Origin of the sequence: Pseudomonas kurunegalensis (assembly GCF_030291635.1) — a bacterium.
GTDB lineage: Bacteria > Pseudomonadota > Gammaproteobacteria > Pseudomonadales > Pseudomonadaceae > Aquipseudomonas > Aquipseudomonas monteilii.
In genome coordinates this window covers 5,489,763-5,511,581 of the sequence record NZ_CP127871.1, presented here as the reverse complement: position 1 = coordinate 5,511,581, position 21,819 = coordinate 5,489,763, and the positions used below count along the sequence as shown (strand labels likewise).

Annotated in this window: 20 protein-coding genes; 7 read left to right on the top strand and 13 right to left on the bottom strand. The window is 64.0% G+C overall.

The window, feature by feature from the left end; translation table 11 throughout:
- Positions 1–4: 4 nt before the first annotated feature.
- From QQ992_RS25155 to cbiE, 9 genes are all read right to left on the bottom strand, one after another.
- Complete coding sequence (locus QQ992_RS25155; protein WP_105946286.1) at positions 5–2,071, bottom strand: TonB-dependent copper receptor; 2,067 nt, start codon at positions 2,069–2,071, stop codon at positions 5–7.
- A 66-nt stretch (positions 2,072–2,137) separates the two neighbouring features.
- Positions 2,138–2,569, bottom strand: coding sequence for a DUF2946 domain-containing protein (locus QQ992_RS25150; protein WP_110740814.1), 432 nt, complete (start codon positions 2,567–2,569; stop codon positions 2,138–2,140).
- 22 nt (positions 2,570–2,591) lie between these two features.
- Entirely contained in the window at positions 2,592–3,077 is a 486-nt protein-coding gene (locus QQ992_RS25145) for a copper chaperone PCu(A)C (protein WP_286111457.1), read from the bottom strand.
- A gap of 46 nt (positions 3,078–3,123) precedes the next feature.
- Entirely contained in the window at positions 3,124–3,513 is a 390-nt protein-coding gene (locus tag QQ992_RS25140; RefSeq protein WP_105946284.1) for a DUF2946 domain-containing protein, read from the bottom strand.
- A gap of 120 nt (positions 3,514–3,633) precedes the next feature.
- A complete protein-coding gene (locus QQ992_RS25135; RefSeq protein ID WP_016712216.1) occupies positions 3,634–4,488 on the bottom strand; it encodes an SPFH domain-containing protein in 855 nt (284 codons plus the stop codon).
- Between the two features lie 26 nt (positions 4,489–4,514).
- The gene (locus tag QQ992_RS25130) at positions 4,515–4,952 is read right to left on the bottom strand and encodes an NfeD family protein (RefSeq protein ID WP_286111455.1); all 438 of its coding nucleotides are present in this window, start codon (positions 4,950–4,952) and stop codon (positions 4,515–4,517) included.
- 436 nt (positions 4,953–5,388) lie between these two features.
- A complete protein-coding gene (locus tag QQ992_RS25125) occupies positions 5,389–6,180 on the bottom strand; it encodes a cobalt-precorrin-6A reductase (protein WP_286111453.1) in 792 nt (263 codons plus the stop codon).
- Entirely contained in the window at positions 6,177–7,271 is a 1,095-nt protein-coding gene (locus QQ992_RS25120; protein ID WP_286111452.1) for a cobalt-precorrin-5B (C(1))-methyltransferase, read from the bottom strand. Before QQ992_RS25120 ends, QQ992_RS25125 begins: the two co-directional genes overlap by 4 nt.
- Complete coding sequence (gene cbiE / locus QQ992_RS25115; protein WP_286111451.1) at positions 7,264–8,475, bottom strand: precorrin-6y C5,15-methyltransferase (decarboxylating) subunit CbiE; 1,212 nt, start codon at positions 8,473–8,475, stop codon at positions 7,264–7,266. The genes QQ992_RS25120 and cbiE overlap by 8 nt, the downstream gene beginning before the upstream one ends.
- A 142-nt stretch (positions 8,476–8,617) precedes the next feature.
- On the opposite strand from cbiE, the gene cobG reads away from it, so the two are divergent.
- The 7 genes from cobG to QQ992_RS25080 all read left to right on the top strand — a co-directional run bounded on the left by cobG (position 8,618) and on the right by QQ992_RS25080 (position 15,138).
- Complete coding sequence (cobG, locus tag QQ992_RS25110; protein WP_286111450.1) at positions 8,618–9,949, top strand: precorrin-3B synthase; 1,332 nt, start codon at positions 8,618–8,620, stop codon at positions 9,947–9,949.
- The gene (locus tag QQ992_RS25105) at positions 9,942–10,568 is read left to right on the top strand and encodes a precorrin-8X methylmutase (protein ID WP_039613543.1); all 627 of its coding nucleotides are present in this window, start codon (positions 9,942–9,944) and stop codon (positions 10,566–10,568) included. Before cobG ends, QQ992_RS25105 begins: the two co-directional genes overlap by 8 nt.
- On the top strand, positions 10,565–11,299 hold the full coding sequence (locus QQ992_RS25100; RefSeq protein WP_286111449.1) for a precorrin-2 C(20)-methyltransferase: 735 nt from the start codon (positions 10,565–10,567) through the stop codon (positions 11,297–11,299). Before QQ992_RS25105 ends, QQ992_RS25100 begins: the two co-directional genes overlap by 4 nt.
- Positions 11,287–12,984 carry a precorrin-3B C(17)-methyltransferase gene (gene cobJ, locus QQ992_RS25095; RefSeq protein WP_286111448.1) on the top strand — a complete coding sequence of 566 codons (1,698 nt, stop codon included), beginning with the start codon at positions 11,287–11,289 and terminating at the stop codon, positions 12,982–12,984. The genes QQ992_RS25100 and cobJ overlap by 13 nt, the downstream gene beginning before the upstream one ends.
- A gap of 100 nt (positions 12,985–13,084) precedes the next feature.
- Positions 13,085–13,780 carry a hypothetical protein gene (locus QQ992_RS25090; protein WP_286111447.1) on the top strand — a complete coding sequence of 232 codons (696 nt, stop codon included), beginning with the start codon at positions 13,085–13,087 and terminating at the stop codon, positions 13,778–13,780.
- A gap of 61 nt (positions 13,781–13,841) precedes the next feature.
- Positions 13,842–14,528 (top strand): hypothetical protein, encoded by a 687-nt coding sequence (locus QQ992_RS25085; RefSeq protein ID WP_286111446.1) that lies wholly within the window; start codon positions 13,842–13,844, stop codon positions 14,526–14,528.
- Positions 14,515–15,138: a hypothetical protein gene (locus tag QQ992_RS25080; protein WP_286111445.1), complete on the top strand. Its 624-nt coding sequence runs from the start codon at positions 14,515–14,517 to the stop codon at positions 15,136–15,138. The genes QQ992_RS25085 and QQ992_RS25080 overlap by 14 nt, the downstream gene beginning before the upstream one ends.
- On the opposite strand, the gene QQ992_RS25075 is transcribed toward QQ992_RS25080, so the two are convergent.
- The 4 genes from QQ992_RS25075 to purH form a co-directional block, all read right to left on the bottom strand.
- Positions 15,135–15,731 carry a MarC family protein gene (locus QQ992_RS25075; RefSeq protein WP_016712205.1) on the bottom strand — a complete coding sequence of 199 codons (597 nt, stop codon included), beginning with the start codon at positions 15,729–15,731 and terminating at the stop codon, positions 15,135–15,137. The two genes, QQ992_RS25080 and QQ992_RS25075, sit on opposite strands and share 4 nt — an antisense overlap.
- A 37-nt stretch (positions 15,732–15,768) precedes the next feature.
- Entirely contained in the window at positions 15,769–18,540 is a 2,772-nt protein-coding gene (locus QQ992_RS25070; RefSeq protein WP_286111443.1) for a hybrid sensor histidine kinase/response regulator, read from the bottom strand.
- Positions 18,541–18,675: 135 nt separating this feature from the next.
- Positions 18,676–19,971 (bottom strand): phosphoribosylamine--glycine ligase, encoded by a 1,296-nt coding sequence (purD, locus tag QQ992_RS25065; RefSeq protein ID WP_016712203.1) that lies wholly within the window; start codon positions 19,969–19,971, stop codon positions 18,676–18,678.
- Positions 19,972–20,155: 184 nt separating this feature from the next.
- Entirely contained in the window at positions 20,156–21,763 is a 1,608-nt protein-coding gene (purH, locus tag QQ992_RS25060; protein ID WP_232888583.1) for a bifunctional phosphoribosylaminoimidazolecarboxamide formyltransferase/IMP cyclohydrolase, read from the bottom strand.
- Between the last annotated feature and the right edge of the window lie 56 nt (positions 21,764–21,819).

The window sequence follows — 21,819 nt, the reverse complement described above, 5'->3', positions numbered from 1 at the left end:
GTTATCAGAAGCTGAAATCGACCTTGGTCCAGAAGGTCCTGCCTGGCTCATTGACCGGCTGTGGATCTGTAGCCGGGTAGCCGAACCCGGCGTTCCCGGCCAGGTTCAAGTGCTCGGCGTAGGTTTTGTCGAACAGGTTGTCGACCCCCGCGCTGAGCTTGAGGTTGTTGTTCACCTTGTAGGCGCCATTGAGCGAGAACACGCCGAAGCCGGCGCTCTTGTCGTAGTCCTTGCCGACCACGTTGCCCTGGTTCTCGGCAATGCGGTTTTGCGCCGCCACCAACCGCCACAGTGCGCCGACGCTCCACACATCACGGCTGTAGGTCAGGCCCAGGCGGCTCTCCAGGGGCGGCATTTGCGGTAGCGCTTTGCCATCACTGCTGTTCTTGCCCCAAGCGTAGGCCAGCGTGCCGTCGGCCTTCCAGTTTTCGGTCAGCTGGTAGGCCGCGCCCAGTTCGCCGCCCATGATGCGGGCGTCGATGTTCTGTGCCTGAGAGGTGCTCATGCCCATCATGCCGGTGCGGTAGTCGAACAGGATGTAGTCGCGGATCTGGCCGACATAGCCCGAAGCCCAGGCTTCCAGGCGCTCGGTGCGGTACTGGATGCCAAAGTCGAGCTGGGTGGTTTTCTCCGGCTTGATACCGTCAAAGGCGTTGGCCGCCCCCGGTGGTGCCAGCTTGGGCGAGAACAGCTCCCAGTAGTCGGGGAAACGCTGAGCGTGGCCGAGGCCGATGTAGGTAGTGGCCGGGATGGCTGCCAGGTCGTGCTCATAACGGACGAAGCCGCTGGGCAAGGTGTCGGCGCGAGTGTCGCCTTCGGTGGCGCTGCCTTTGCGGAAGTCGCGGGCCGAGGCGCGGTCCAGGCGGGCACCGGTAATCAGCCGGTCTTCACCGCTGACGTACCAGGTCAGTTCGCTGAAAGCGCCGTAGTTATGGAAGTCGGCGTCCTTGGTCCAGGCCTGGCCCTTGTGCGCATCCACGCCCATGCCGCCACGCTGGCGGTGTTCGTTGGTTTGCGCGTCGATGCCGCTGATCAGTTGCACGTCGGCCCAGCGCCAGGTGGCCTTGATACGTGCACCCATGGTGCGACGGTCGACGTTGCTGACCATCGGCATGCCCATCATGCCGCTGCCCGATGGGGTGCGCAGGCTGTAGTTGTCCATCACATGGTCGGCGTAGTTGTAGTAGACCTGCGCCTCGACCTTGTCGAGCACCTCGCCGAGGTTGGACTTTTCAAAGCGCAGGCCCAGGCTTTCACGTTTGAACTGCGAGCCGTCCATGCCACGCCCGGCATAGCGGGCCTCGCCATCGCCCTTGCCGGCAGTCAGCTCCAGCAGGGTGTCCTGGTCGGGCGTCCAGCCGAGGGCGACATCGCCGTTCCATTTTTCCCAGCGCGACGGCACGGTGTCGTTGTTGCCGTCGTGGTAGTCGTCCGAGCGAGACTGGTTACCGACGAAGCGGGCATAGGCCTGGCTGTTGCCGGCGGCGGCATCCAGCACCTTGTCGAAGCGGCCGTTGGAGCCGGCCAGCAGGCTGGCGTTCACGCGGCTGCCGAGGGTGCCAAATTTCTCTGGTTCGCGTTCGAAAAGGATGGTGCCTGCCGAGCCGCCCGGGCCCCAGATCACGCTTTGCGGGCCTTTGATCACGGTCAGGCGGTCGTAGGTTTCCGGCGAGATGTAGGACGTGGGCGCGTCCATGCGGTTAGGGCAGGCGCCCAGCATCAGGCCACCGTTGGTGAGGATGTTCAGGCGCGAGCCGAACATGCCGCGCAGTACCGGGTCGCCGTTGGTGCCACCGGCACGGATTGCCGAGAAGCCGGGGATGGTCTTCAGGTAGTCGGCGCCGTCGCTGGCCGGTACGGGCTGGCGCGGGTCTTTCGGGTTGGTGACCACGGTCAGCGGCGAACTCGGGGCCACGGCGGTGATCACCGTCGGGCTCAGCTCAGGTGCTTCGTGCACATGGCCTTCATGGCCAGGGTCGGCGGCCAGGGCCACGGGCGCGAGCAGCGAGCCGCACAGGGCGGCGATGGTCCCACGCAGGGACAAGGCAAAAACAGGGGTGCAGCCGGACATAATGATTCCAGTCGATCAGTCATGAGTTAGCGCGAAGCCTCCTGGCTTCGTGCGCAAAATGTGGGTTCAGACGCTGATCGAGGAAGGTGGGGCGCGGCTGCGCGCACCGGGGAATACAGCCTGCCGGGCATGGCCCTGGTGCGTTGGCGCAAGCAGGTGGGTGGTGGGGACGACGCTGCCGGCACTGAGCGGGCTGAGGGCCTGGGGCAGGGCCGGGCAGTTGAACAACAGGCTGCAGTAACCGCACTTTTCCCACATCACATGCAACTGGCCATCGTTGCCGTGGCCGTGATGGGTGTCGCCGCCATGCTGATGGGCAGCCGTCATCGGCATGTCCATCGGCATGCTCATGCCAGCATGGTGGTCCATCGGCATCGACTGGGAAATCAGCGGGCCGATGAAGATCATCCACATGGCGAACAGGCTCAGCCATCCGCCACCGGCGCGCCTGCGGTCAGGGCGGGTGGTACGGCTGATGCTGTTGCGCGGCAGGCTCATGGCGAGTGCCTGTCAGCAGGTGTCAGTGCGCGTGTTCGTGGGCTTGCGGCTGGTCCGCTGGCGCCTGCTTCTGTACGGCCACTTCGACGGTGACGTCGCCGGCCTTTTCGAAGTGCAGGGTCAACGGGAAGCGCTTGCCGTCGGTGAGCAGGCTGCGGTCCTTGGGCTGCATCAGCATCACGTGGTAGGCGCTGGGGGCGAAGGTCAGGTTCTTGCCGGCAGGTACCACCACGCTGGGCACCTGCTGCATCTTCATGGCGCCGCTGGCGCTCATGGCATGCTCGTGCAGTTGCGCGTCATCGCTGATGGGGCTGTCGACGCTGAGCAGGCGGTCATCGGTCTTGCCATTGTTGTGCACCACGAAATACGCGGCGACGTTGGGGGCGTTGGGGGGCAACTGCAGCGACCAGGGGTGGGCGATGTGCAGGTCGCCCACGCTGTATTCGTGGGCATTGGCAAAGGCGCCAGGCAGCAGCAGGGCGGCCATGACGAGGGCGTGCTTGAGCATGGTGAATCTCCGTTCTGTTCAGGTTCAGGCAGACAGCGTGATGAACTCAGGCCAGCGGAGAGGCACGGGGGTTGAGCGCAGGCCAAAGCTGGCGCGGCGTGGGTTGGTAGTCAGCCGGTGGCGACAACAGCCCGGCGAGCAGTGTCGGCGGGTTGTGCAACTGTGGCGGGTAGCCGGGCAGGGCCAGCAACGGTGCGGCGCCCGAGCAGCACCAGCAGTTCATCATGCTGGCGCTGTCGTCGTTTTGCGTGCCGAGGTCGATCTTGGCCAGGGCCTGGACGTCGACCTTGGCCTTGTTGGCCATGCTGGAACAGAAAGCCCCCCACAGCAGCTGCTCGGCCGGGCCCTTGGGCGCAGCAGAAGACAGCGGCATGGCCAGCAGGTTGAACAGCACTGCAAGGCAGGCTATCCAGGCAATGTGCCGACGTGGGGGCATGGAGAGATCCGGTCAGGAATCGTGGTGGGTATTGTAAGGCGGAGTATAGGTAAAAATGGCGGGGTGCGGTGAAGTGACGCAGGTTGCCGGGAAATGGGGGCGCAAAGCCCCCCCGCAATCTCAAGCCTTGTTACGGCCCATCAACCCACGCACGGTCTCCTGCAGGTCCGCCGGCAGCACCACCACCTTGGCATTGCTGCTGCCCGCCAGGTTCTCCATGGCCCCGACATAGCGCTCGCCCAGCAGGTACATGGCCGGCACGGTCTCGTTGCCCACCGCTTCCTTCACCAGCGAAATCGCCCGCGCCGAGGCCTCGGCCAGGCTGATCTGCGCTTCGGCATCCAGCCTGGCAGCTTGCAGGCGTGCTTCCGCCTCAAGGATTGCGGCCTGCTTGGCCCCTTCGGCACGGGTTACATCGGCCTTGCGCTCACGCTCGGCTGCCGCCTGACGCTCCATGGCGAGCTGCATGTTCTCGGAGGGCTTGATGTCCTGGATTTCCACCGAGCGCACGGTCACGCCCCAGTCTTCGGTTTGCTCCGACATCGCATCGCGCAAACGTGCCTTGATCTGCTCGCGGCTGGACAAGGCTTCGTCCAGGTCCATGGCACCGACGATGGCACGCAGCGAGGTCATGGTCAGGCTGGTGACGGCGAACGAGAAGTTCTGCACGCCGTAGGAGGCCTTCTGTGGGTCGACCACCTTGGCGAAGCACAGCGCGTTGGCGACGATGACTGCGTTGTCCTTGGTGATGATTTCCTGTTGCTGCACATCAAGGATGATGTCTTTGGTCGGCAGGCGGTAGGCGACCACATCCATGTAGGGGATGAGGATGTTCAGGCCGGGCTTGAGCGTGCTGTGGTAGCGGCCCAGGCGCTCGACGATCCATTCCTCGCCCTGGGGCACGATACGCACCCCCTTGAACACGGTGATCAGGACGAACAGGGCGATGGCCGCGACGACGATAAGGCTGGTCATGATGCGAAATTCCTTTTTGTGCAGGTTCAGGCCCGGATGACGCGGGCGGTGTTCCCCTCGATGGCGGTAAGGCGCACCCGTTCGCCAGCAGGGATCTCGCTGTCGGCGATGCAGGTCCATTCTTCGTTACCCAGAATCGGCTTCTGGAAGCGTACGCGGCCTTTCTGGAATTCCGAAACGCCGGCAGTCAGCAAGCCCACTTCACCGATCACGCTGTCGGCGGTCCAGCGCACATCCGGCTGCTTGCGCCGGAACAGCTTGAACCAACACACGGTGGTGACCGACGACAGCAACACCCACAGCAGTACCTGCATGTCCAGTTGCAGGCTGGGAGCGGCCAGCGAGATGAGCGAGACCAGCACGGCACCGATGCCGAACCAGAGGATGAAGAACGTCGGCAGGACCAGTTCGAGCAGGATCAGCGCGATGCCGAAGACCAGCCAGATCCACCATTGCATTTCCATATGGGTGAAACCTTCCGGGGTGGGGAGTAAAGCTTAATGCAGCGGGGTGGGCGAAGGCTATTCAGGTGAGAGCGAGCGGGCTGTAGGAGTGTTCTGAAATTGGCTGTGGGCTGATAGAGAAGATGCAAGGCTAAACAGGCGAATGTCGACAGGTATGCAGCGCTTATGAGATCGAGCGCCGCCCGCGCGGCGCATCGCGAGCAAGCTCGCTCCTACATTTGTTTCGGACCAGTACACCCTGTGCCAGCGCGCGCGACCGCCTTGTTCGTTCCACGCTATATCAAGGTGAACGCCAAGGGGCGCGCGCCTCTGTCTCAGGAACAATTGGCCCGAAACAGATGTAGGAGCGAGCTTGCTCGCGATGCGCCGCGCGGGCGGCGCTCGATCCTGAGGGCGATAATTAACTCTCGTCGTACCGAGCAGAAAGTGCAGCGACCTACAACTCTTCCCGCTTTTGCTCTTCCGGTTGATCGCGGGTAACCATGAAGTCTGCGGTGGCGTCATCATCGAAGCCTTGCAATGCAGCCACCAGCAATTCCTGTGAATCGAAATCGCGGTCCACGGCAGGTAGTAACGGACGCCTCAAAATCAGAACCGGAACTCCACGTTCCCGAGCGACTTCCAGCTTTGGTTCTGTTGCCACGCTGCCACTGTTCTTACTGATCAGCACATCAATACCCCGCTCATCAAAAAGGCTGCGCTCATCTTCGATGTGGAATGGGCCTCGCGCACCAATGACTTCGCACCGTTCGTTGCCAGCGCATGCCTCCAACGCCCGCAAGGTCCAGAACTGCTCCGGCGGTATTTCGTCCAGATGTTGCAGCGGCTCTCGCCCCAGCGTGAACAGCGGCCTGCGAAACGGCTTGAGCGCCTCGATCAAACCCGCCCAGTCCTCGACCTCGCGCCAGTCGTCCCCCGCTTGCGCCTGCCAGGCCGGGCGTCGCAAGGCCCAGCACGGGATGCCGGCGATACGCGCAGCACTGGCGGCGTTGCGGCTGATCTGCGCGGCGTAAGGGTGGGTAGCGTCGATCAGCAGTGTGATACCGGCCTCGCGCAGGTAGCTGGCCAGGCCTTCGGCGCCACCAAAGCCACCGACCCGCACCTGGCATTGCAAATCCTGCGGCACGCGGCCGATACCCGCCAGGCTGTAGACGTGCTGCGGGCCGAGGCGACGGGCGATGGCCAGGGCCTCGGTGACGCCGCCCAACAGCAGAATGCGCGCGGTCATTGCACACCCGCCCGGCCAACGATGCCGCCTTGGCGGTCGATGGCGAACACTTCCACGTGCACCTGTGCCGGCACCACGCTGCGGGCGAAGGCCAGGGCGTGGGCACACACTGCGTCACCGAGGGCAACGCCGGCCGCGTGAGCCAGAGCGAGTGCTTGCTGGCTGGTGTTGGCGCCGATGATGGCGGCCTGCAACGCTTCGTCAGCGCCAATGTCTGCAGCCCAGCCCGCCAGTTGCGGCAGGTCGATGCTGGAATGGCGGCTGTGCAGGTCCATGTGCCCGGCCGCCAGTTTGCTGATCTTGCCGAAGCCACCGCACAGGCTCAGGCGTGGCACCGGCACCTTGCGCAGGTGCTTGAGCACTGCGCCAACGAAATCGCCCATTTCGATCAGGGCGATTTCTGGCAGGCCGTAGACGCGGCGCATGGTGTCTTCGCTGGCGTTGCCGGTGCAGGCGGCGATATGCGTGTAGCCGTTGGTGTGGGCCACGTCGATGCCTTGATGAATCGAGGCGATATAGGCTGCACAGGAGAACGGCCGGACGATGCCGCTGGTGCCGAGGATCGACAGCCCGCCCAGTATGCCCAGGCGCGGGTTCATGGTCTTCAGGGCCAGTTGCTCACCGCCCTGCACATTGACCGTGACCTCGAAACCGCCGGGATAGCCGCACTCATCGGCCAGGCGCTGCAGGTGCTCAGTGATCATGCGCCGAGGTACCGGGTTGATGGCCGGCTCGCCCACCGCAAGCACCAGCCCCGGGCGGGTCACGGTGCCGACGCCGGTCCCCGCGACAAAGCGGATGCCCGTCTCGGCCAACAGACGCACCTGGCTGTAGAGCAAGGCGCCGTGTGTCACGTCCGGGTCGTCGCCTGCATCCTTGAGGGTGCCGGCTTCGGCGCCTTCGCCAATCAGGCGGCAGAACTCCAGGCGCATCTGCACCACCTTGCCCTTGGGCAGGGTGATGTCCACTGCATCGTCCTGCTGGCCGGTGAGCAGCAGCTTGGCCGCTGCCAGGCTGGTGGCGGTGGCGCAGCTGCCGGTGGTCAGGCCGCTGCGCAGGGGCGCCGGCTGTTCGCGGGTTTCTTCACGCATCGGCGGGTTTCATCACTTCCAGCAGGGTGATCGGCAGCGCCTGGCGCCAGGTGTCGAACGTGCCCAAGGGTTGGGCATGGGCGACATGCAGGCGGGTCAGTTCACCCCCGTGCTGTTCGCGAAAGTGCGCCAGGGCCAGTTCGCTTTGCAAGGTCACTGCGTTGGCCACCAGCCGGCCGCCGGGGCGCAGGTTTGCCCAGCACAGGTCCAGCACGCCTTCACGGGTGACGCCGCCGCCGATGAAGATGGCATCGGGCTGTTCCAGGCCTTGCAGTGCCATTGGCGCCTTGCCGCGAACCAGTTGAAGGCCAGGTACACCCAGCGCATCGCGGTTATGTTCGATGAAGCCCTGGCGGCCTTCGTCGGCCTCGATGGCCAGTGCGCGACAGGCCGGGTGGGCACGCATCCATTCGATGCCGATCGAGCCGCAGCCCGCGCCCACGTCCCACAGCAGTTCGCCGGGCTGGGGCGCCAGGCGCGCCAGTGTGATAGCGCGGACATCGCGCTTGGTCAGCTGGCCGTCGTGCCGGAAGGCACTGTCCGGCAGCCCGGCCAGGCGATGCAGGCGTGGCGCTTCGGGTGAGGCCAGGCATTCGATGGCCACCAGGTTGAGCGCTGCGGCTTCGGCGTGCGGCCAGTCCTGGGCAGTGCCGGCCAATGCGCGTTCTTCCTGGCCACCCATGTGTTCGAAAACCTGCAGGCGGCTTGGCCCGAAGCCACGTTCGCGAAGCAATGCTGCAACGGCCGCCGGGCTGTCGCCATCGTTGCTCAGCACCAGCAAGCGCACACCGCTGTGCAGGTGGGCATTGAGCGCCGCCAAGGGGCGGGCGACCAGCGACACCACTTGCACGTCCTGCAGCGGCCAGCCCAGGCGCGCAGCGGCCAGGGCGCAGGAGGAGGGCATCGACAGCACGCGCATTTCATCGGCAGGCACCTGGCGCGCCAGGCTGGCGCCGACGCCGTAGAACATCGGGTCGCCGCTGGCCAGCACGCACACCGGCTCGCCGCGCAAGGCCAGCACCGGGGCCAGCGAGAACGGGCTTGGCCAGCCCAGCCGTTCGCCGGGCACGCAGCGTGGCAGCAAGGCCAGCTGGCGCGGGCTGCCGAAGATCCGCGCAGCACCCAGCAGCGCGCGCCGGGCCTGTTTGCCCAGGCCACTGAAGCCGTCTTCGCCGATGCCTACTACTGTCAGCCAGGGTGCCATGTATACCTCTTCAAGATTTTGGGGCCGCTGCGCATCCAAAAATCTGCTCAAACTCGAATGATGCTCGACCACCGGCTTTTCATGCCGCCGGACAAAGCAGGCATAATACCGCGCCTTCTACACTCAAGCGCATTTTCACAGATTGCCGGACGCCCCTTTGACGCAGGCCCATGCTCCCAACGTTTCGCCCCGCCCCTCGGCCTGCCCGGGGTTGTGGCGCATCGTCAGTGCCCGTGACGGCGGCATCTGCCGCATCAAGCTGCCGGGCGGCCTGCTGCTGGCCAGCCAGGCCGAAGCGGTGGCGGCGGCGGCCGAGCGCTTCGCCGGCGGGGTGATCGAGGCCACCAACCGTGGCAACCTGCAGATTCGTGGCATCGGCAGCGAGCACCGTGCATTGATCGATACGTTGCTCGTTGCCGGCCTGGGGCCGCGCGAAGCGGCCGGTGATGATGTGCGCAACCTGATGCTCAGCCCGCTGGCCGGGCATGACCCAGCCATGCTGCTGGATGCGCGGCCGTTGGCCGAGCAGATCCTCCTTATGCTGGAAAGCACCCCGCGCTTCCATCAACTGTCGGCCAAGTTCGCCGTGCAGCTGGATGCCGGTGAACGCCTGGCCATGCTCGAACACCCTCACGACCTGTGGCTGTCGGCCCTGCGCCTGGAGCAGCAGACCTGGCTGGCGTTCGGCCTGGCGGGTTGCCCGGCAGATGGCCAGGCGCTCGGTGCGGTGCCGCTGGAGCAAGGCCTGGCACTGGTGCGTGCCGTGCTGGAACGCTTTCTCGACCTGGCAACCCCAGCGCAGTCGCGCATGCGCCAGTTGCTTGAGGTGTACCCGGCAAGCGATTTCGTTGATGGGCTCGGGCTGGACATCCGCCGCGACGACGCCGTGCTCACATGGCGACGCGAACCACACCGCGCTTCTTGGCTGGGCGTGCTGCCGCAGTTGCAGGGCGTGGCACTCGGCGTTGCCCCGCCCCAAGGCCGCCTGACCCCTGCCATGTTGCGCGGTGCTGCATATATTGCCCGTGAATGGGGCGATGGCAGCCTGCGCCTTAGCCCCTGGCAAAGCCTGGTGCTGACCAATCTGCAAGAACGACACATCGACCAGGCCCAGGCCGAACTGTCTGCGCTGGGCTTGCTGTGCCACGACCATGAACCCCTGGCGCGTATCAGTGCCTGCACCGGCGCCAGCGGCTGCGCCAAGGCCCTTGGCGAAACCAAGGCCGACGCCGTTGCCTTGGCCGCGCTGCTGGGCCCTGGTGTACCCGCCAGCGTGCACCTGTCCGGTTGCCCTCGTTCCTGCGCCGTGGCCCATGTAGCCCCGGCCACTTTGCTGGCCCGTTCACCGGGCCGTTATGACCTGTACCTGCGTGATGCGCGCCATCCGGGCTTCGGAGCCCTGCGCGCCACCGACCTTACCTTGAATGAAGCAGGCGCCATGCTCGACCTGCCGACGGAGCACCTTGATGATTGACTACATCCGCGATGGTCAGGAGATCTATCGCAATTCCTTCCGGATCATCCGTGAGGAAGCCCGGCTCGAGCGGATTCCCGCAGACCTCGAAAAGCTCGCCGTGCGCGTGATCCACGCCTGCGGCATGGTCGATGCCATCGACGGCCTGCAGTTCTCCGAAGGTGCCGGCCGGGCCGGGCGCGAAGCGCTGCTGAACGGCGCGCCGATCCTGTGCGATGCGCACATGGTGGCTGAAGGCATTACCCGGGCACGCCTGCCAGCAGACAACAAGGTTATCTGCACCCTGCGCGACCCGAGCGTGCCGGGCCTGGCGAAGGATGCTGGCAATACCCGCTCCGCCGTGGCCCTCGAGCTGTGGCGCCCATACCTGGAAGGCAGCGTAGTGGTAATCGGCAATGCCCCCACCGCGCTGTTCTACCTGCTGGAAATGCTCGATGCCGGTGCACCTAAGCCGGCATTGATCCTCGGCTTCCCGGTTGGCTTTGTCGGCGCTGCCGAGTCCAAGGCCATGCTCGCCGCCGACAGCCGTGGCGTGCCGTTCGTGATCATGCAGGGCCGCCTGGGCGGCAGCGCGATGGCCGCCGCCGCGGTCAACGCCCTGGCCACGGAGGTGGAATGATGGCGCCGCATGGACGACTGCTAGGCCTGGGCGTGGGCCCGGGCGACCCTGAACTGATCACCCTCAAGGCCCTGCGCCTGTTGCGCGAAGCACCGGTGGTCGGCTACTTCGTGGCCAAGGGCAAGCGTGGCAACGCCTTCGGTATCATCGAGGCACACCTGCAGCCCGAGCAGACCCTGCTGCCACTGGTCTACCCGGTTACCACCGAAGCCCTGCCGGCGCCGCTGTCTTATGAACAGGTGATCAGCGACTTCTACGACGAAGCCAGCGTGCAGGTCGCCGAGCACCTGGATGCCGGCCGCGACGTGGCGGTGATCTGCGAAGGCGACCCGTTCTTCTACGGCTCCTACATGTACCTGCACGATCGCCTGGCGCAGCGGTATGAGGCCGAAGTGATCCCGGGCGTCTGCTCGATGCTGGGTGGTGCTTCGGTGCTGGGCGCGCCGTTGGTGTACCGCAACCAGAGCCTGTCGGTGTTGTCGGGCGTATTGCCGGCCGAAGAGCTCAAGCGCCGCCTGGCCGACGCCGATGCTGCGGTGATCATGAAGCTTGGCCGCAACTTCCCCAAGGTGCGCGAGGTGCTGGCCGAACTGGGCCTGGACGGGCGTGCGCTGTATGTGGAGCGGGCCACCATGGCCAACCAGAAGATCGTGCCGCTGGACCAGGTCGACCCGCAGTCGTCGCCGTATTTTTCGCTGATCATCGTGCCGGGTGAAAAATGGCAGGGTTGAACATGCACAAGGCACCCGCCATCGTCATCCTTGGCCCCGGCAGCCTGGCCACCGCGCAGCGTATCCAGAAGCGTTACCCGCAGGCGTCGATCCATGGCCTGGAAGGCCGGGTCGAAGGTGTCGACCTTCACTACACCGCGTTCGGCGACACCCTGCGCCGGCTGTACCAGCAGGACACGCCGATCATCGCCCTGTGCGCTGCAGGTATCGTCATCCGCAGCCTGGCCAGCCTGCTCAGCGAGAAGGGCGTCGAGCCGCCTGTACTGGCTGTGGCCGAAGATGGCAGCGCGGTAGTGCCGCTGCTCGGTGGCCTGAGCGGCGTGAACGTGATGGCGCGTGAACTGGCTGAAGCGCTGGGGGTTGCCGCTGCCATTACCACCAGTGGCGAGCTGCGTTTTGGTACCTGCTTGCTGAACCCGCCGCAGGGCTATGCCCTGGCGGATATCGAGCAAGGCAAGCGTTTTGTCTCCGACCTGCTGGCCGGCGAATCGGTGCGCATCGAAGGTGATGCCCCTTGGCTGCAGCAGGCGCAGTTGCCCGCCAGCGAGGCGGCTCGGCGCACCATTCATGTGGGGCATCAGGCGCGCCCGGCCAACCGCGACGAACTGCTGATTCACCCGCGTTCGGTGGTTGTGGCTGTTGCAGGCGGTAACCTGCACGGTATTCGTGCCGCACTGCAGCAGGCCGGCATCGCCGAGCCATCAGTAGCTTGCCTGCTGGCGGACGAGCAGGCCATGGCCGACAGCGGCTTGCATGAGGCCGCGCAGGCGTTGGGTGTTGCCCTGCGCTTCGCTGCCAATCCAGACGGGGTGGCCAGCATGCTTGCGGCGGCATTGCCCGATGCCCGGCTGACCGAGCTTGAGGGTGCGGTCATTGCGGTGGCGCCTGCCCCGGTGGAGGTGGCGCAGGTTGGCCGCCGTCGTGGTCGTCTGGCCGTTATCGGCCTGGGGCCGGGCGCTGCCGAACTGATGGTGCCGGCGGTGAAGGCCGAGCTGGCGCGTGCCGAAGACGTACTCGGCTATGAAACCTACGTGCGCATGGCCGGGCCGTTCCGTGACGACCAGGTGCTGCACTGCACCGACAACCGTGAAGAGATGCAGCGCGCCCGGCATGCTTTCGAGCTGGCGGCCCAGGGCCGTTCGGTGGTGGTGGTGTCGTCGGGTGACCCGGGCGTGTTCGCCATGGCTGCTGCGGTGCTTGAAGCGTTGCATGAGTCCAGTGACCCGGCGTGGCACCGCGTCGACCTCGAGATACTGCCTGGCGTATCGGCCTCGCTCGCGACGGCCGCCCAGGCAGGTGCTCCACTGGGGCATGACTTCTGCGTGATGTCGCTGTCGGACAACCTCAAGCCTTGGTCGATCATCGAAAAACGCCTGGACCTGGCGGCCCAGGCTGACCTGGTGCTGGCCTTCTACAACCCGATCTCCAAAGCCAGGCCTCATCAGCTGGGTGTGGCACTGGAGGTTGTGCGCCGGCATCGCGATGGCAACACCCCCGTAGTCCTTGGCCGCGACATCGGTAGGCCGGGGCAGACGCTGAAGGTAGTCACATTGGCCGAGTTGCTGCCAGAAATGGTCGACATGCGCACCATGGTTCTGGTCGGCTCGTCCACGACCTGCCAATTCCCCAGTGCCGACGGCAAGCAGTGGGTGTATACCCCGCGTTGGTACCCGGCAGCCGAGTGAGGTACCGAGGGAACCGGTTCATGCCTGTTCCCTCGTCGTTTACGGCATAGGGTGAATGCCCCTCGATGATTCCCGTCGAGGGCATTCAAGGACCCTTTCCATGACCGATACCAAAGCATCCAGTGGCGATAGCATCGCTGTTGTCGAACAATCCCTTCTGGCGCTGAGCGCAGGCATGTCGGCGCAAAGCCGGCGCGATGCCAAGACCACCTTCCAGTTCGCTTCTCGCGTGGCGTCCAGACTGCATGACCGCGACGGTGAGTCCGAAGCCTGGTTCAACAAGTTTCTGGAAGTGATGCGCACCCTGGGCTGGGTGGCTGGCCGACGTTCTTACGAGCGCGACTATGACAAGAGCGGATCGCTGACCTTGGGCCCGATCGCGTTCAAGGTCGCCAGTGCCGCAGGTAAAGCCTTGCTCGGCGGGCCAGTAGGCGAGGCCATGGCCAAGCTGGCCGGTGATGCCATCACTGCACTCGGCAATATCGAAGAAGCACAGAAAATCTACAAACAGAACGTCAAAGGCAACCCGGTCTCGACCACGGGGTTGGGAACGTGCATTGAAACGCCTGAGGGCGAACTGTTCATGCTGGTGAACGCATTCAGTGCTTCGCCAAGTGAAAACGACCTGAATACCACGGTGTTCGAATGGAAGAGTTCGGGCAAGGACCGTTACTGCGGTTCGGCTGTACTTGCCTTGAACGAAGTGGTGTACACCGACCAGGTTCGCGCAGCGGTGGAGCGCAAGCTTGCGGACAGTGCTGTCAAGGCAGTTGCCGAGTTTGATATCGGTATCTGATACCGGACGGGGCCGCAGGCCCCGTTTTTCATTCTGCAAGTTTGAGCTTTGAGGTATTCCGATGAGTAAGGAAGTCTATTCCCTGTGGCTCGTTGGCGGCACCGCGTTATTGATCGCGGAAACGGCGCAGCCCTTGCGGCAGTACGCGCTGGACTCGATTCTGTTTGCCCAGCTGCGCTCGGACAAATTGAACGGTTCACGTTTTACCCATTACGGGCGTTGGTACAGCGGATACCGCACGGCCCTTGAGGAGCGCGGTTGGGTGATTGTACGCAGTCGCAGTGATCACCAGCATGTGCAGGCTGAGCAATCACTGGTGCCGGTTGAGCGGCTCACCGACGATCTGCAGGCCCGTCACCCCAGCCTGTCGGGCCATCTGCGAGCTGCCATTGCCCGGCTCTCGCAGGGCGCGATCCAGCCGCACCTGCAACCCTTCACATTGGCGCAGCAGGACAACGTCACACACGGCGTCTACGAGCTTGGTGTGGTGCTGCCTGATGCTTCTATGGACGTGTGTGGGCTGGCTTTCAAGAGTTCCATGCCCCCCTCGCAGGTTCGTCCTTGCACCCCTTTGCAGCTGTTACCTACCGAGGGGGTAGACATACGAGCCAGCGTTGCGACATTGAGCGAATACCTGACCGTCGCTCATCGTCAAAGTCTGCACGACCTGCTTGAGCGAACGCAGCACGCTGGAAAAATTATGGACCTGGGCGTGTTGAAGCCGGAGGAAGACGATGCAAAAGCATGAAACCGTCGTTGTGGGCGCGGGCTTGGTTTCTTTCATTCCCGGGGTCAGCCTCGAACAGCGCAAGGCCGTGAAACTGGCCGCGTTGTGGGCTGAGACCGTGACATTGAAAGATATGGCCAAGGAAGCGCAACGTGAACAGTACCAATACTACCGTAAGAAATTAATGTTCCTGGGGTGGGACGCAAAGTCTGCTGAAGAAGTCCATTGGCCAGACCCGCAGCGTCCGAAAATCGTTGACCAGGCGTTAAGCAAGATCGACGCCGTAGCAGGGTCTCAGCACTCCAGCAGCATGGCGGTGGCATTTGAAGTATTGAAGAAAAACGACTGGGCCTTGTTGCAATTTGAATCCCGCAGCAAAGAACGAGAGCAGTTTCAACTGTTGTCCTGCGCGCCCGTCAACGGCAGTTATGTGGACATTGTGCTGTACCACGAGGCTGGTAACTCGGCTGTTTTTACCAGTGGCTTTCTGTTCCGTGAGCGCCGCAACATGCAGGTGACCGCAGAGCTGGTGCGCTTCAATACTCGCCTGTTCGATCAGGAGCGTCGCAGCAGTGTAGAGCGGGCATTGGTGGCAACTGCCTTGAAGGAAATCGATAAAGCGGATATTTAGGGCATCAGGTAACCCTTGATACCGGTAAAGATGATCTGCGCTGCCAATGCGCAGACAAACAGGCCCATCAAGCGGCTGACGATCTGCAGGCCCTGCTCGCCAAGAATGCGTTCGATACCGTGTGACAGGTACAGCACCAGGCCCACGGTGAAGCTGGCCAGGGCAATGCTGATGATGGCCAGCAGCTTGTCATCCCAGTGCGGCTGGCCGACGCCCATCACCAGCAGGGCACCGATGGTGCCGGGGCCGACGGTCAGCGGGATGGTCAGCGGTACGATGGTCACATCTTGCTGCACGTTGTCGGCCTGCACGGCCGGTTTGCCCTGGGCCATGCCCAGGGCCGAGATGAACAGCACGCTGCCGGCACCGATGCGGAAGGCGTCGGCGGTGATGCCAAAAATACCGAAAATCACCCGCCCGAACAGGTACAGCAGCACGCTGGCGACCAGCGCTGCGAAGGCCACCTTCCAGGCCAGTTGCTTGCGCTCCTTGCTGGAGTGGCCGCGGGTCAGGCTGATGAAGCACGACAGCACGAAGAACGGGCTGTAGAGCACGAGCATTTTCAGGTAGACGCTGAACAACTCATGGAGCATGGGGCGTAGTCCTCAGCAATGCAGATGCTTGTGTCAGCTAGGAAGTATGCGCCGGATCTACCTGGGTTTCCCGCTGGTTGGCCCAGTACTGGATCAGCTCGCGCAGTTGCGACAACTCCACCGGTTTGGCCATGTGCCCGTCCATGCCCGCCAGCCGCGCGCGCTCCTTGTGTTCGGCCAGAATGTGCGCCGTCAGCGCCACCACCGGCGTGCGCTGGCGCTGGTTGGCCGCTTCCCAGGCACGCAGTTGCTGGGTGGCCGAGAAGCCGTCCAGTATCGGCATCTCGCAGTCCATCAACACCAGGTCATAGCGCTGCGCTTTCATCGCCTGCAGGGCTTCTTCGCCATTGCAGGCCGTGTCGGGCTCGAGGTTGAGCTTGCCGAGCATGCCGCGGATCACTTTGGTCGAAATGCTGTTGTCCTCGGCGACCAGCACGCGGAAGTTGCCCGGCAGGTCCAGCGCCTGCGGGATGCCTGGCAGGCTGGCAGGCACCGCCTGCTCGCGGCCGCGCTGTGCCAGTTCCTCGGCCAGGGTGGTTTTCAGCGTGTAGCCGGCCACCGGTTTGGCCAGTATCCGCTTGACCCCGGCGTTACGCGCAATGACCTTGCTCGGCGCATTGCTGATGCCGGTGAGCATCACCACCAGGATGTCGTGGTTCAGGCTCGGGTCTTCCTTGATTTTGGCGGCCAGTTGCATACCGGTCATGCCGGGCATGTTCTGGTCCAGCAGCACGGCGTCGAAGTAGTCACGCAGGTGCGCCTTGGTCCGCAGCAGCGCCAGGGCCTCCTTGCCCGATGGCACCGCGCTGACGTTCATGCCCCAGGCGCTGCACTGCTGTACCAGCACCTTGCGGCAGGTGTCGTTGTCGTCCACCACCAGCACACGGGCATCGCGCAGCGGGCCGTCGAGGTCGGCCGGTGGTTGCTCCAGGCGTGAAGGGTCCAGCGGCAGGGTCAGCCATAGGGTGTTGCCCACACCGGTGCTGCTCTTGATGCCGAACTCGCCCTGCATCAGGCCGATCAGCTGCTTGGCAATGACCAGGCCAAGGTGCCCGCCCAGCTTGTTGCTGGACAGGAAGTGGTGGCTGTGCAACTCGGCCTGCAGCAAGGCTTCGCGGTCGGCGGCGGGCAACGGCTCGCCGCTGTCCTGCACGGCAATGCGCAGGCGTGGTACCTCGCCACGCTGGTCCAGCGCCACCACCAGCAGGATCTCGCCCTGGTCGGTGTTTTTCAGCGCATTCTCCAGCAGGCTCGACAAGGCCTGGCGCAGGCGTGTCGGGTCGCCACTGATCACGCGCGGCACCTGTGGCTGGGTGAAGCTGATCAGCTCGATGTTCTGTTGCTCGGCCTTGGCGCGGAAGATGTTCAGGCAGTCCTCGATCAGCGCGTTAAGGTCGAACTGCACATCATCCAGCTCGATCTGCCGGGATTCCAGCTTGGAAATGTCGAGAATTTCGTTGATCAGCGTGAGCAGCTCGTTGCCTGCACTGTGGATGGTCTGCACGTAGTCGCGTTGCTTGACCGACAGCGGTGTGCCCAGCAACAGCTCGGTCATGCCCAGAACACCATTCATGGGGGTGCGGATTTCGTGGCTGATCTTGGCCAGGAACTCGGCCTTGGCATTGATTTCGGCATCGCTGGCGGCCAGTGCACGGCTGGCGCTGAAGCGCTCCTCGCTCATGCGCCGCAGGCGTTCGCTGACGGCCAGGTTCAGCAGCAGGCCGCTGACCACGGTCAGGCCCAACAGGATGCACAGCAACCAGGGCGTCGAGGTGCGGGTCAGGCCCAGCAAGGCCGGCAGCAGTACCAGACCACCCAGGTTGAACACCACCATGGCCAGGCTGAACAGGCGCCCGGGTGCATAGCCACGGTACCAGTGGTAGCTGCTGACCAGCAGCATGCTCACGCTGCCCAAGGCCAGCAGGGCGTAGGTCATCAGGTTGAGGGGCAGGGTGTCGACGAACAAGAGCACCAGGCCGCTGACCCCGACCACCAGCATTTCACCTTGCAGCAGGCGGTTAAGCCTTGGCGAATTGCACGGCGTGAAGAAATGCTGGGTGAAATACAGCCCGGCCAGGCCTGCCAGCACCAGCGTCAGGTAGGCGGCCGGTGTTTGCGCGTTATGCCACACATGCCACCAAGGGCCGCTGAGGTTCAGCAGGATCAGGCCGCTGAGCAGCATCAGGCCGTGGTACAGCGCCAGGATCAGGGTGGTGGTGGAGCGGCTGTAGAGGAAGCGGATCAGGTTGTGCATGATCAGCATCACCAGGCCGCCGAACAGCATGCCGAACAGCAGGGGCTGGCTTTGGTCTGAGGCCGCTACGGCTGCCGGCTCCAGGCTGATGGCCGGGCGCAGCTGGTGTTCGGAAACCAGGCGCAGGTAGATGTCCAGCGGTTGTTTGCTGTTGGGCAGGGGTAATACATGGTCGCTGCCACGCAGGGTGGGGCTGGCGTTGCCAGCCAGGCGCCCGTGGTGCAGCTGACGCAGAAGCTGGTTGCCCTCGAGGGCATAGAGGTCCAGGCCAGAAAGGTCCGGGGCAAATACCCGCAGCAGTTGCTCCTGGTCGCCGGGTTGCAGGCGATAGTGCAGCCACAAGGCCTGTTCTGCAGGCGCTGCATCCAGCTCGGCGAGAATCAGCGGGCTGAACTGGTTGCGGTAGCGCTCGGAGCGAACATCGCTCAGTTGCAGGTTGGCCTGTTCGTCGAGCAGAACGGTCCAGCCTCCGTCATGTTCGGCAGCTGCCGGGAACATGCAGAGCAAGGTCAGCAAGCTGACGATCAGAGCTGAGGCAATCCGAAGCCGACGCACTACGAAATCCCTTCTTAGCCGATGTGCCGGGTACTAACTATGCGCGGCGCGCCAAGTCGAAGGCAAGGCCCGTGCCGGGCCTTGTCGACGAGCCGGATGCCGTGCGCTGAAAGCGCTACGGCGTTCCGGTTGTACTTACTGCTGGTGCTCACCGCGCTCGCGGGCGATGGCCCGATAACCGATGTCGGTACGGTAGAAGCTGCCGTTCCAGCTCACTTCCTTGGCCAGACGGTAAGCCTGCTGCTGCGCGTCAGCGACGGTGCTGCCCATGGCAGTGGCGCACAAAACGCGACCGCCGTTGGTGACCACCTGGCCATCCTTGAGCGAAGTACCGGCATGGAACACCTTGCCTTCGATCTTGGCTGCAGCGTCCAGGCCGCTGATGGCGTCGCCCTTGGCGTAGTCGCCCGGGTAACCGCCAGCTGCCAGCACCACGCCCAGGCTTGGGCGCGGGTCCCACTGGGCTTCGACCTTGTCCAGCGCCTTGGCGAAGGCGGCTTCGATCAGCAGCACCAGGCTCGACTCCAGGCGCAGCATGACCGGCTGGGTCTCTGGGTCGCCGAAGCGGCAGTTGAACTCGATGACTTTGGGGTTGCCCGCCTTGTCGATCATCAGGCCAGCATAGAGGAAGCCGGTGTAAACGTTGCCTTCCTCGGCCATGCCGCGCACGGTCGGCCAGATGACCTGGTCCATCACGCGCTGGTGCACGTCGGCGGTTACCACCGGGGCAGGGGAGTAGGCACCCATGCCGCCGGTGTTCGGGCCGGTGTCCTGGTCGCCGACGCGCTTGTGGTCCTGGCTGGTGGCCATGGGCAGCACGTTGTGGCCGTCGACCATGACGATGAAGCTGGCTTCCTCGCCGTCGAGGAACTCTTCGATCACCACACGCGAACCGGCTTCACCAAAGGCGTTACCAGCCAGCATGTCACGCACGGCGGCTTCGGCTTCTTCGAGGGTCATGGCGACGATCACGCCTTTGCCCGCAGCCAGGCCGTCGGCCTTGATCACGATCGGTGCGCCTTTCTCTTGCAGGTAGGCAAGTGCAGGCTCGATTTCGGTGAAGTTCTGGTAGTCGGCGGTCGGGATCTTGTGGCGTGCCAGGAAGTCCTTGGTGAAGGCCTTGGAACCTTCCAGCTGGGCCGCGCCCTTGGTTGGGCCGAAGCAGTCCAGGCCACGGCTGCGGAACAGGTCGACCACACCGATGACCAGCGGTGCTTCCGGGCCAACGATGGTCAGGTCGACGTTCTTCTCGGCGAAGTCGGCCAGTTGCTCCAGGGCGCACACGTCGATGGCGACGTTTTCGCACTTGGCTTCAATGGCGGTGCCGGCGTTGCCTGGGGCAACGAAGACTTTCTCGACGCGTGGGTCCTGGGCAACTTTCCAGGCCAGGGCGTGCTCACGGCCGCCGCTGCCGATGATCAAAACTTTCATGTCAAAACCTCGAATTCTGTTTGGCGCCGATCCCGCTTCCTGTAGGAGCGGCCTTGTGTCGCGAAAGGGGCGCGTAGCGGCCCCAGGTTTTCAGCTTTGCAGCAGAAATTGCCGGGGCCGCTTTGCGGCCCTATCGCGACACAAGGCCGCTCCTACAAGGGCCGGCGATCGGCCCAGCATCTGATTAGTGGCGGAAGTGGCGCATACCGGTGAAGACCATGGCGATACCGGCTTCATCAGCGGCAGCAATCACCTCGGCATCACGCATCGAACCACCCGGCTGGATCACGGCGCTGATACCCACTTTAGCCGCATTGTCGATGCCATCACGGAACGGGAAGAACGCGTCCGAGGCCATGACCGCGCCCTGCACCTGCAGGCCAGCATGCTCGGCCTTGATTGCAGCAATGCGGGCGGAGTTGACGCGGCTCATCTGGCCAGCGCCTACGCCGATGGTCTGGCGCTGCTTGGCGTAGACAATGGCGTTGGACTTGACGAACTTGGCCACTTTCCAGGCGAACACCAGGTCGTGGATTTCCTGTTCGGTCGGGGCGCGTTTGGTGACGATTTTCAGGTCATCGGCGGTGATCATGCCGATATCGCGGCTCTGCACCAGCAGGCCACCGTTGACGCGCTTGAAGTCCCAACCGGCAGCGCGCTCGGCAGGCCACTCGCCGCACTCAAGCAGGCGTACGTTCTGCTTGGCGGCAACCACTTCACGGGCAGCCTGGGAAATTTTCGGTGCGATGATCACTTCGACGAACTGGCGGTCGACGATGGCCTTGGCGGTTTCGCCGTCCAGCTCGCGGTTGAAGGCAATGATGCCGCCGAATGCCGACTCGGTGTCGGTGGCATAGGCCAGGTCGTAGGCCTTGCGGATGCCGCCTTCGTCTTCAGGCACAACGGCCACGCCGCACGGGTTGGCGTGCTTGACGATGACGCAAGCCGGCTTGACGAAGCTCTTCACGCACTCCAGCGCGGCGTCGGTGTCGGCCACGTTGTTGAACGACAGTTCCTTGCCTTGCAGCTGGATGGCGGTGGAAATGCTGGCTTCGCCTTTCTTGGCTTCTACGTAGAACGCCGCGCTCTGGTGCGGGTTCTCGCCGTAACGCATTTCCTGAGCCTTGACGAACTGGCTGTTGAAGGTGCGCGGGAATTCGCTGCGATCTTCAGTGCTCAGGGTGTCTTTGGCCTGGTTGATGGTGCCCATGTAGTTGGCGATCATGCCGTCGTAGGCGGCAGTGTGCTCGAACGCCTTGAGCATCAGGTCGAAGCGCTGGGCGTAGGTCAGGCCACCGGCCTTGAGGCCTTCGACGATGCCGGCGTAGTCGCTGGCGTTGACCACGATGGCCACGTCTTTGTGGTTTTTGGCAGCCGAACGGACCATGGTCGGGCCGCCGATGTCGATGTTCTCGATAGCGGTCGGCAGGTCACAGCCAGGCTTGGAAATGGTGGCTTCGAACGGGTACAGGTTGACCGCGACCAGATCGATCGGCTTGATGCCGTGCTCGTTCATGATGGCGTCGTCGGTGCCGCGACGGCCGAGGATGCCGCCGTGGATCTTCGGGTGCAGGGTCTTGACCCGGCCATCCATCATTTCGGCGAAGCCGGTGTAGTCGGCCACTTCCACCGCGTTCACGCCGTTGTCCTTGAGCAGCTTGTAGGTGCCGCCGGTGGACAGGATCTCGACACCGAGCTGTTGCAGCTCACGGGCGAATTCGAGGATACCGGTCTTGTCGGAGACGCTGATCAGGGCGCGGCGGACTGGCAGGCGGGTAGTCTGGTCGGTCATTTCGGGTTCCAATAACGCGGTGGAGTCAGCAAAAAAGGCGCCTCTGTTCAGGGAGC

Bases quoted from the DNA above. Each gene is read 5' to 3' on its own strand.
- QQ992_RS25150 (WP_110740814.1), bottom strand. From the start codon at position 2,569: ATGAGCCTGCCGCGCAACAGCATCAGCCGTACCACCCGCCCTGACCGC.
- QQ992_RS25090 (WP_286111447.1), top strand. From the start codon at position 13,085: ATGACCGATACCAAAGCATCCAGTGGCGATAGCATCGCTGTTGTCGAA.
- QQ992_RS25140 (WP_105946284.1), bottom strand. From the start codon at position 3,513: ATGCCCCCACGTCGGCACATTGCCTGGATAGCCTGCCTTGCAGTGCTG.
- QQ992_RS25155 (WP_105946286.1), bottom strand. From the start codon at position 2,071: ATGTCCGGCTGCACCCCTGTTTTTGCCTTGTCCCTGCGTGGGACCATC.
- QQ992_RS25100 (WP_286111449.1), top strand. From the start codon at position 10,565: ATGATGGCGCCGCATGGACGACTGCTAGGCCTGGGCGTGGGCCCGGGC.
- purH (WP_232888583.1), bottom strand. From the start codon at position 21,763: ATGACCGACCAGACTACCCGCCTGCCAGTCCGCCGCGCCCTGATCAGC.
- QQ992_RS25075 (WP_016712205.1), bottom strand. From the start codon at position 15,731: ATGCTCCATGAGTTGTTCAGCGTCTACCTGAAAATGCTCGTGCTCTAC.
- QQ992_RS25125 (WP_286111453.1), bottom strand. From the start codon at position 6,180: ATGACCGCGCGCATTCTGCTGTTGGGCGGCGTCACCGAGGCCCTGGCC.
- cbiE (WP_286111451.1), bottom strand. From the start codon at position 8,475: ATGGCACCCTGGCTGACAGTAGTAGGCATCGGCGAAGACGGCTTCAGT.
- QQ992_RS25085 (WP_286111446.1), top strand. From the start codon at position 13,842: ATGAGTAAGGAAGTCTATTCCCTGTGGCTCGTTGGCGGCACCGCGTTA.
- QQ992_RS25135 (WP_016712216.1), bottom strand. From the start codon at position 4,488: ATGACCAGCCTTATCGTCGTCGCGGCCATCGCCCTGTTCGTCCTGATC.
- QQ992_RS25120 (WP_286111452.1), bottom strand. From the start codon at position 7,271: ATGCGTGAAGAAACCCGCGAACAGCCGGCGCCCCTGCGCAGCGGCCTG.
- QQ992_RS25105 (WP_039613543.1), top strand. From the start codon at position 9,942: ATGATTGACTACATCCGCGATGGTCAGGAGATCTATCGCAATTCCTTC.
- QQ992_RS25145 (WP_286111457.1), bottom strand. From the start codon at position 3,077: ATGCTCAAGCACGCCCTCGTCATGGCCGCCCTGCTGCTGCCTGGCGCC.
- cobJ (WP_286111448.1), top strand. From the start codon at position 11,287: ATGGCAGGGTTGAACATGCACAAGGCACCCGCCATCGTCATCCTTGGC.
- QQ992_RS25130 (WP_286111455.1), bottom strand. From the start codon at position 4,952: ATGGAAATGCAATGGTGGATCTGGCTGGTCTTCGGCATCGCGCTGATC.
- purD (WP_016712203.1), bottom strand. From the start codon at position 19,971: ATGAAAGTTTTGATCATCGGCAGCGGCGGCCGTGAGCACGCCCTGGCC.
- QQ992_RS25080 (WP_286111445.1), top strand. From the start codon at position 14,515: ATGCAAAAGCATGAAACCGTCGTTGTGGGCGCGGGCTTGGTTTCTTTC.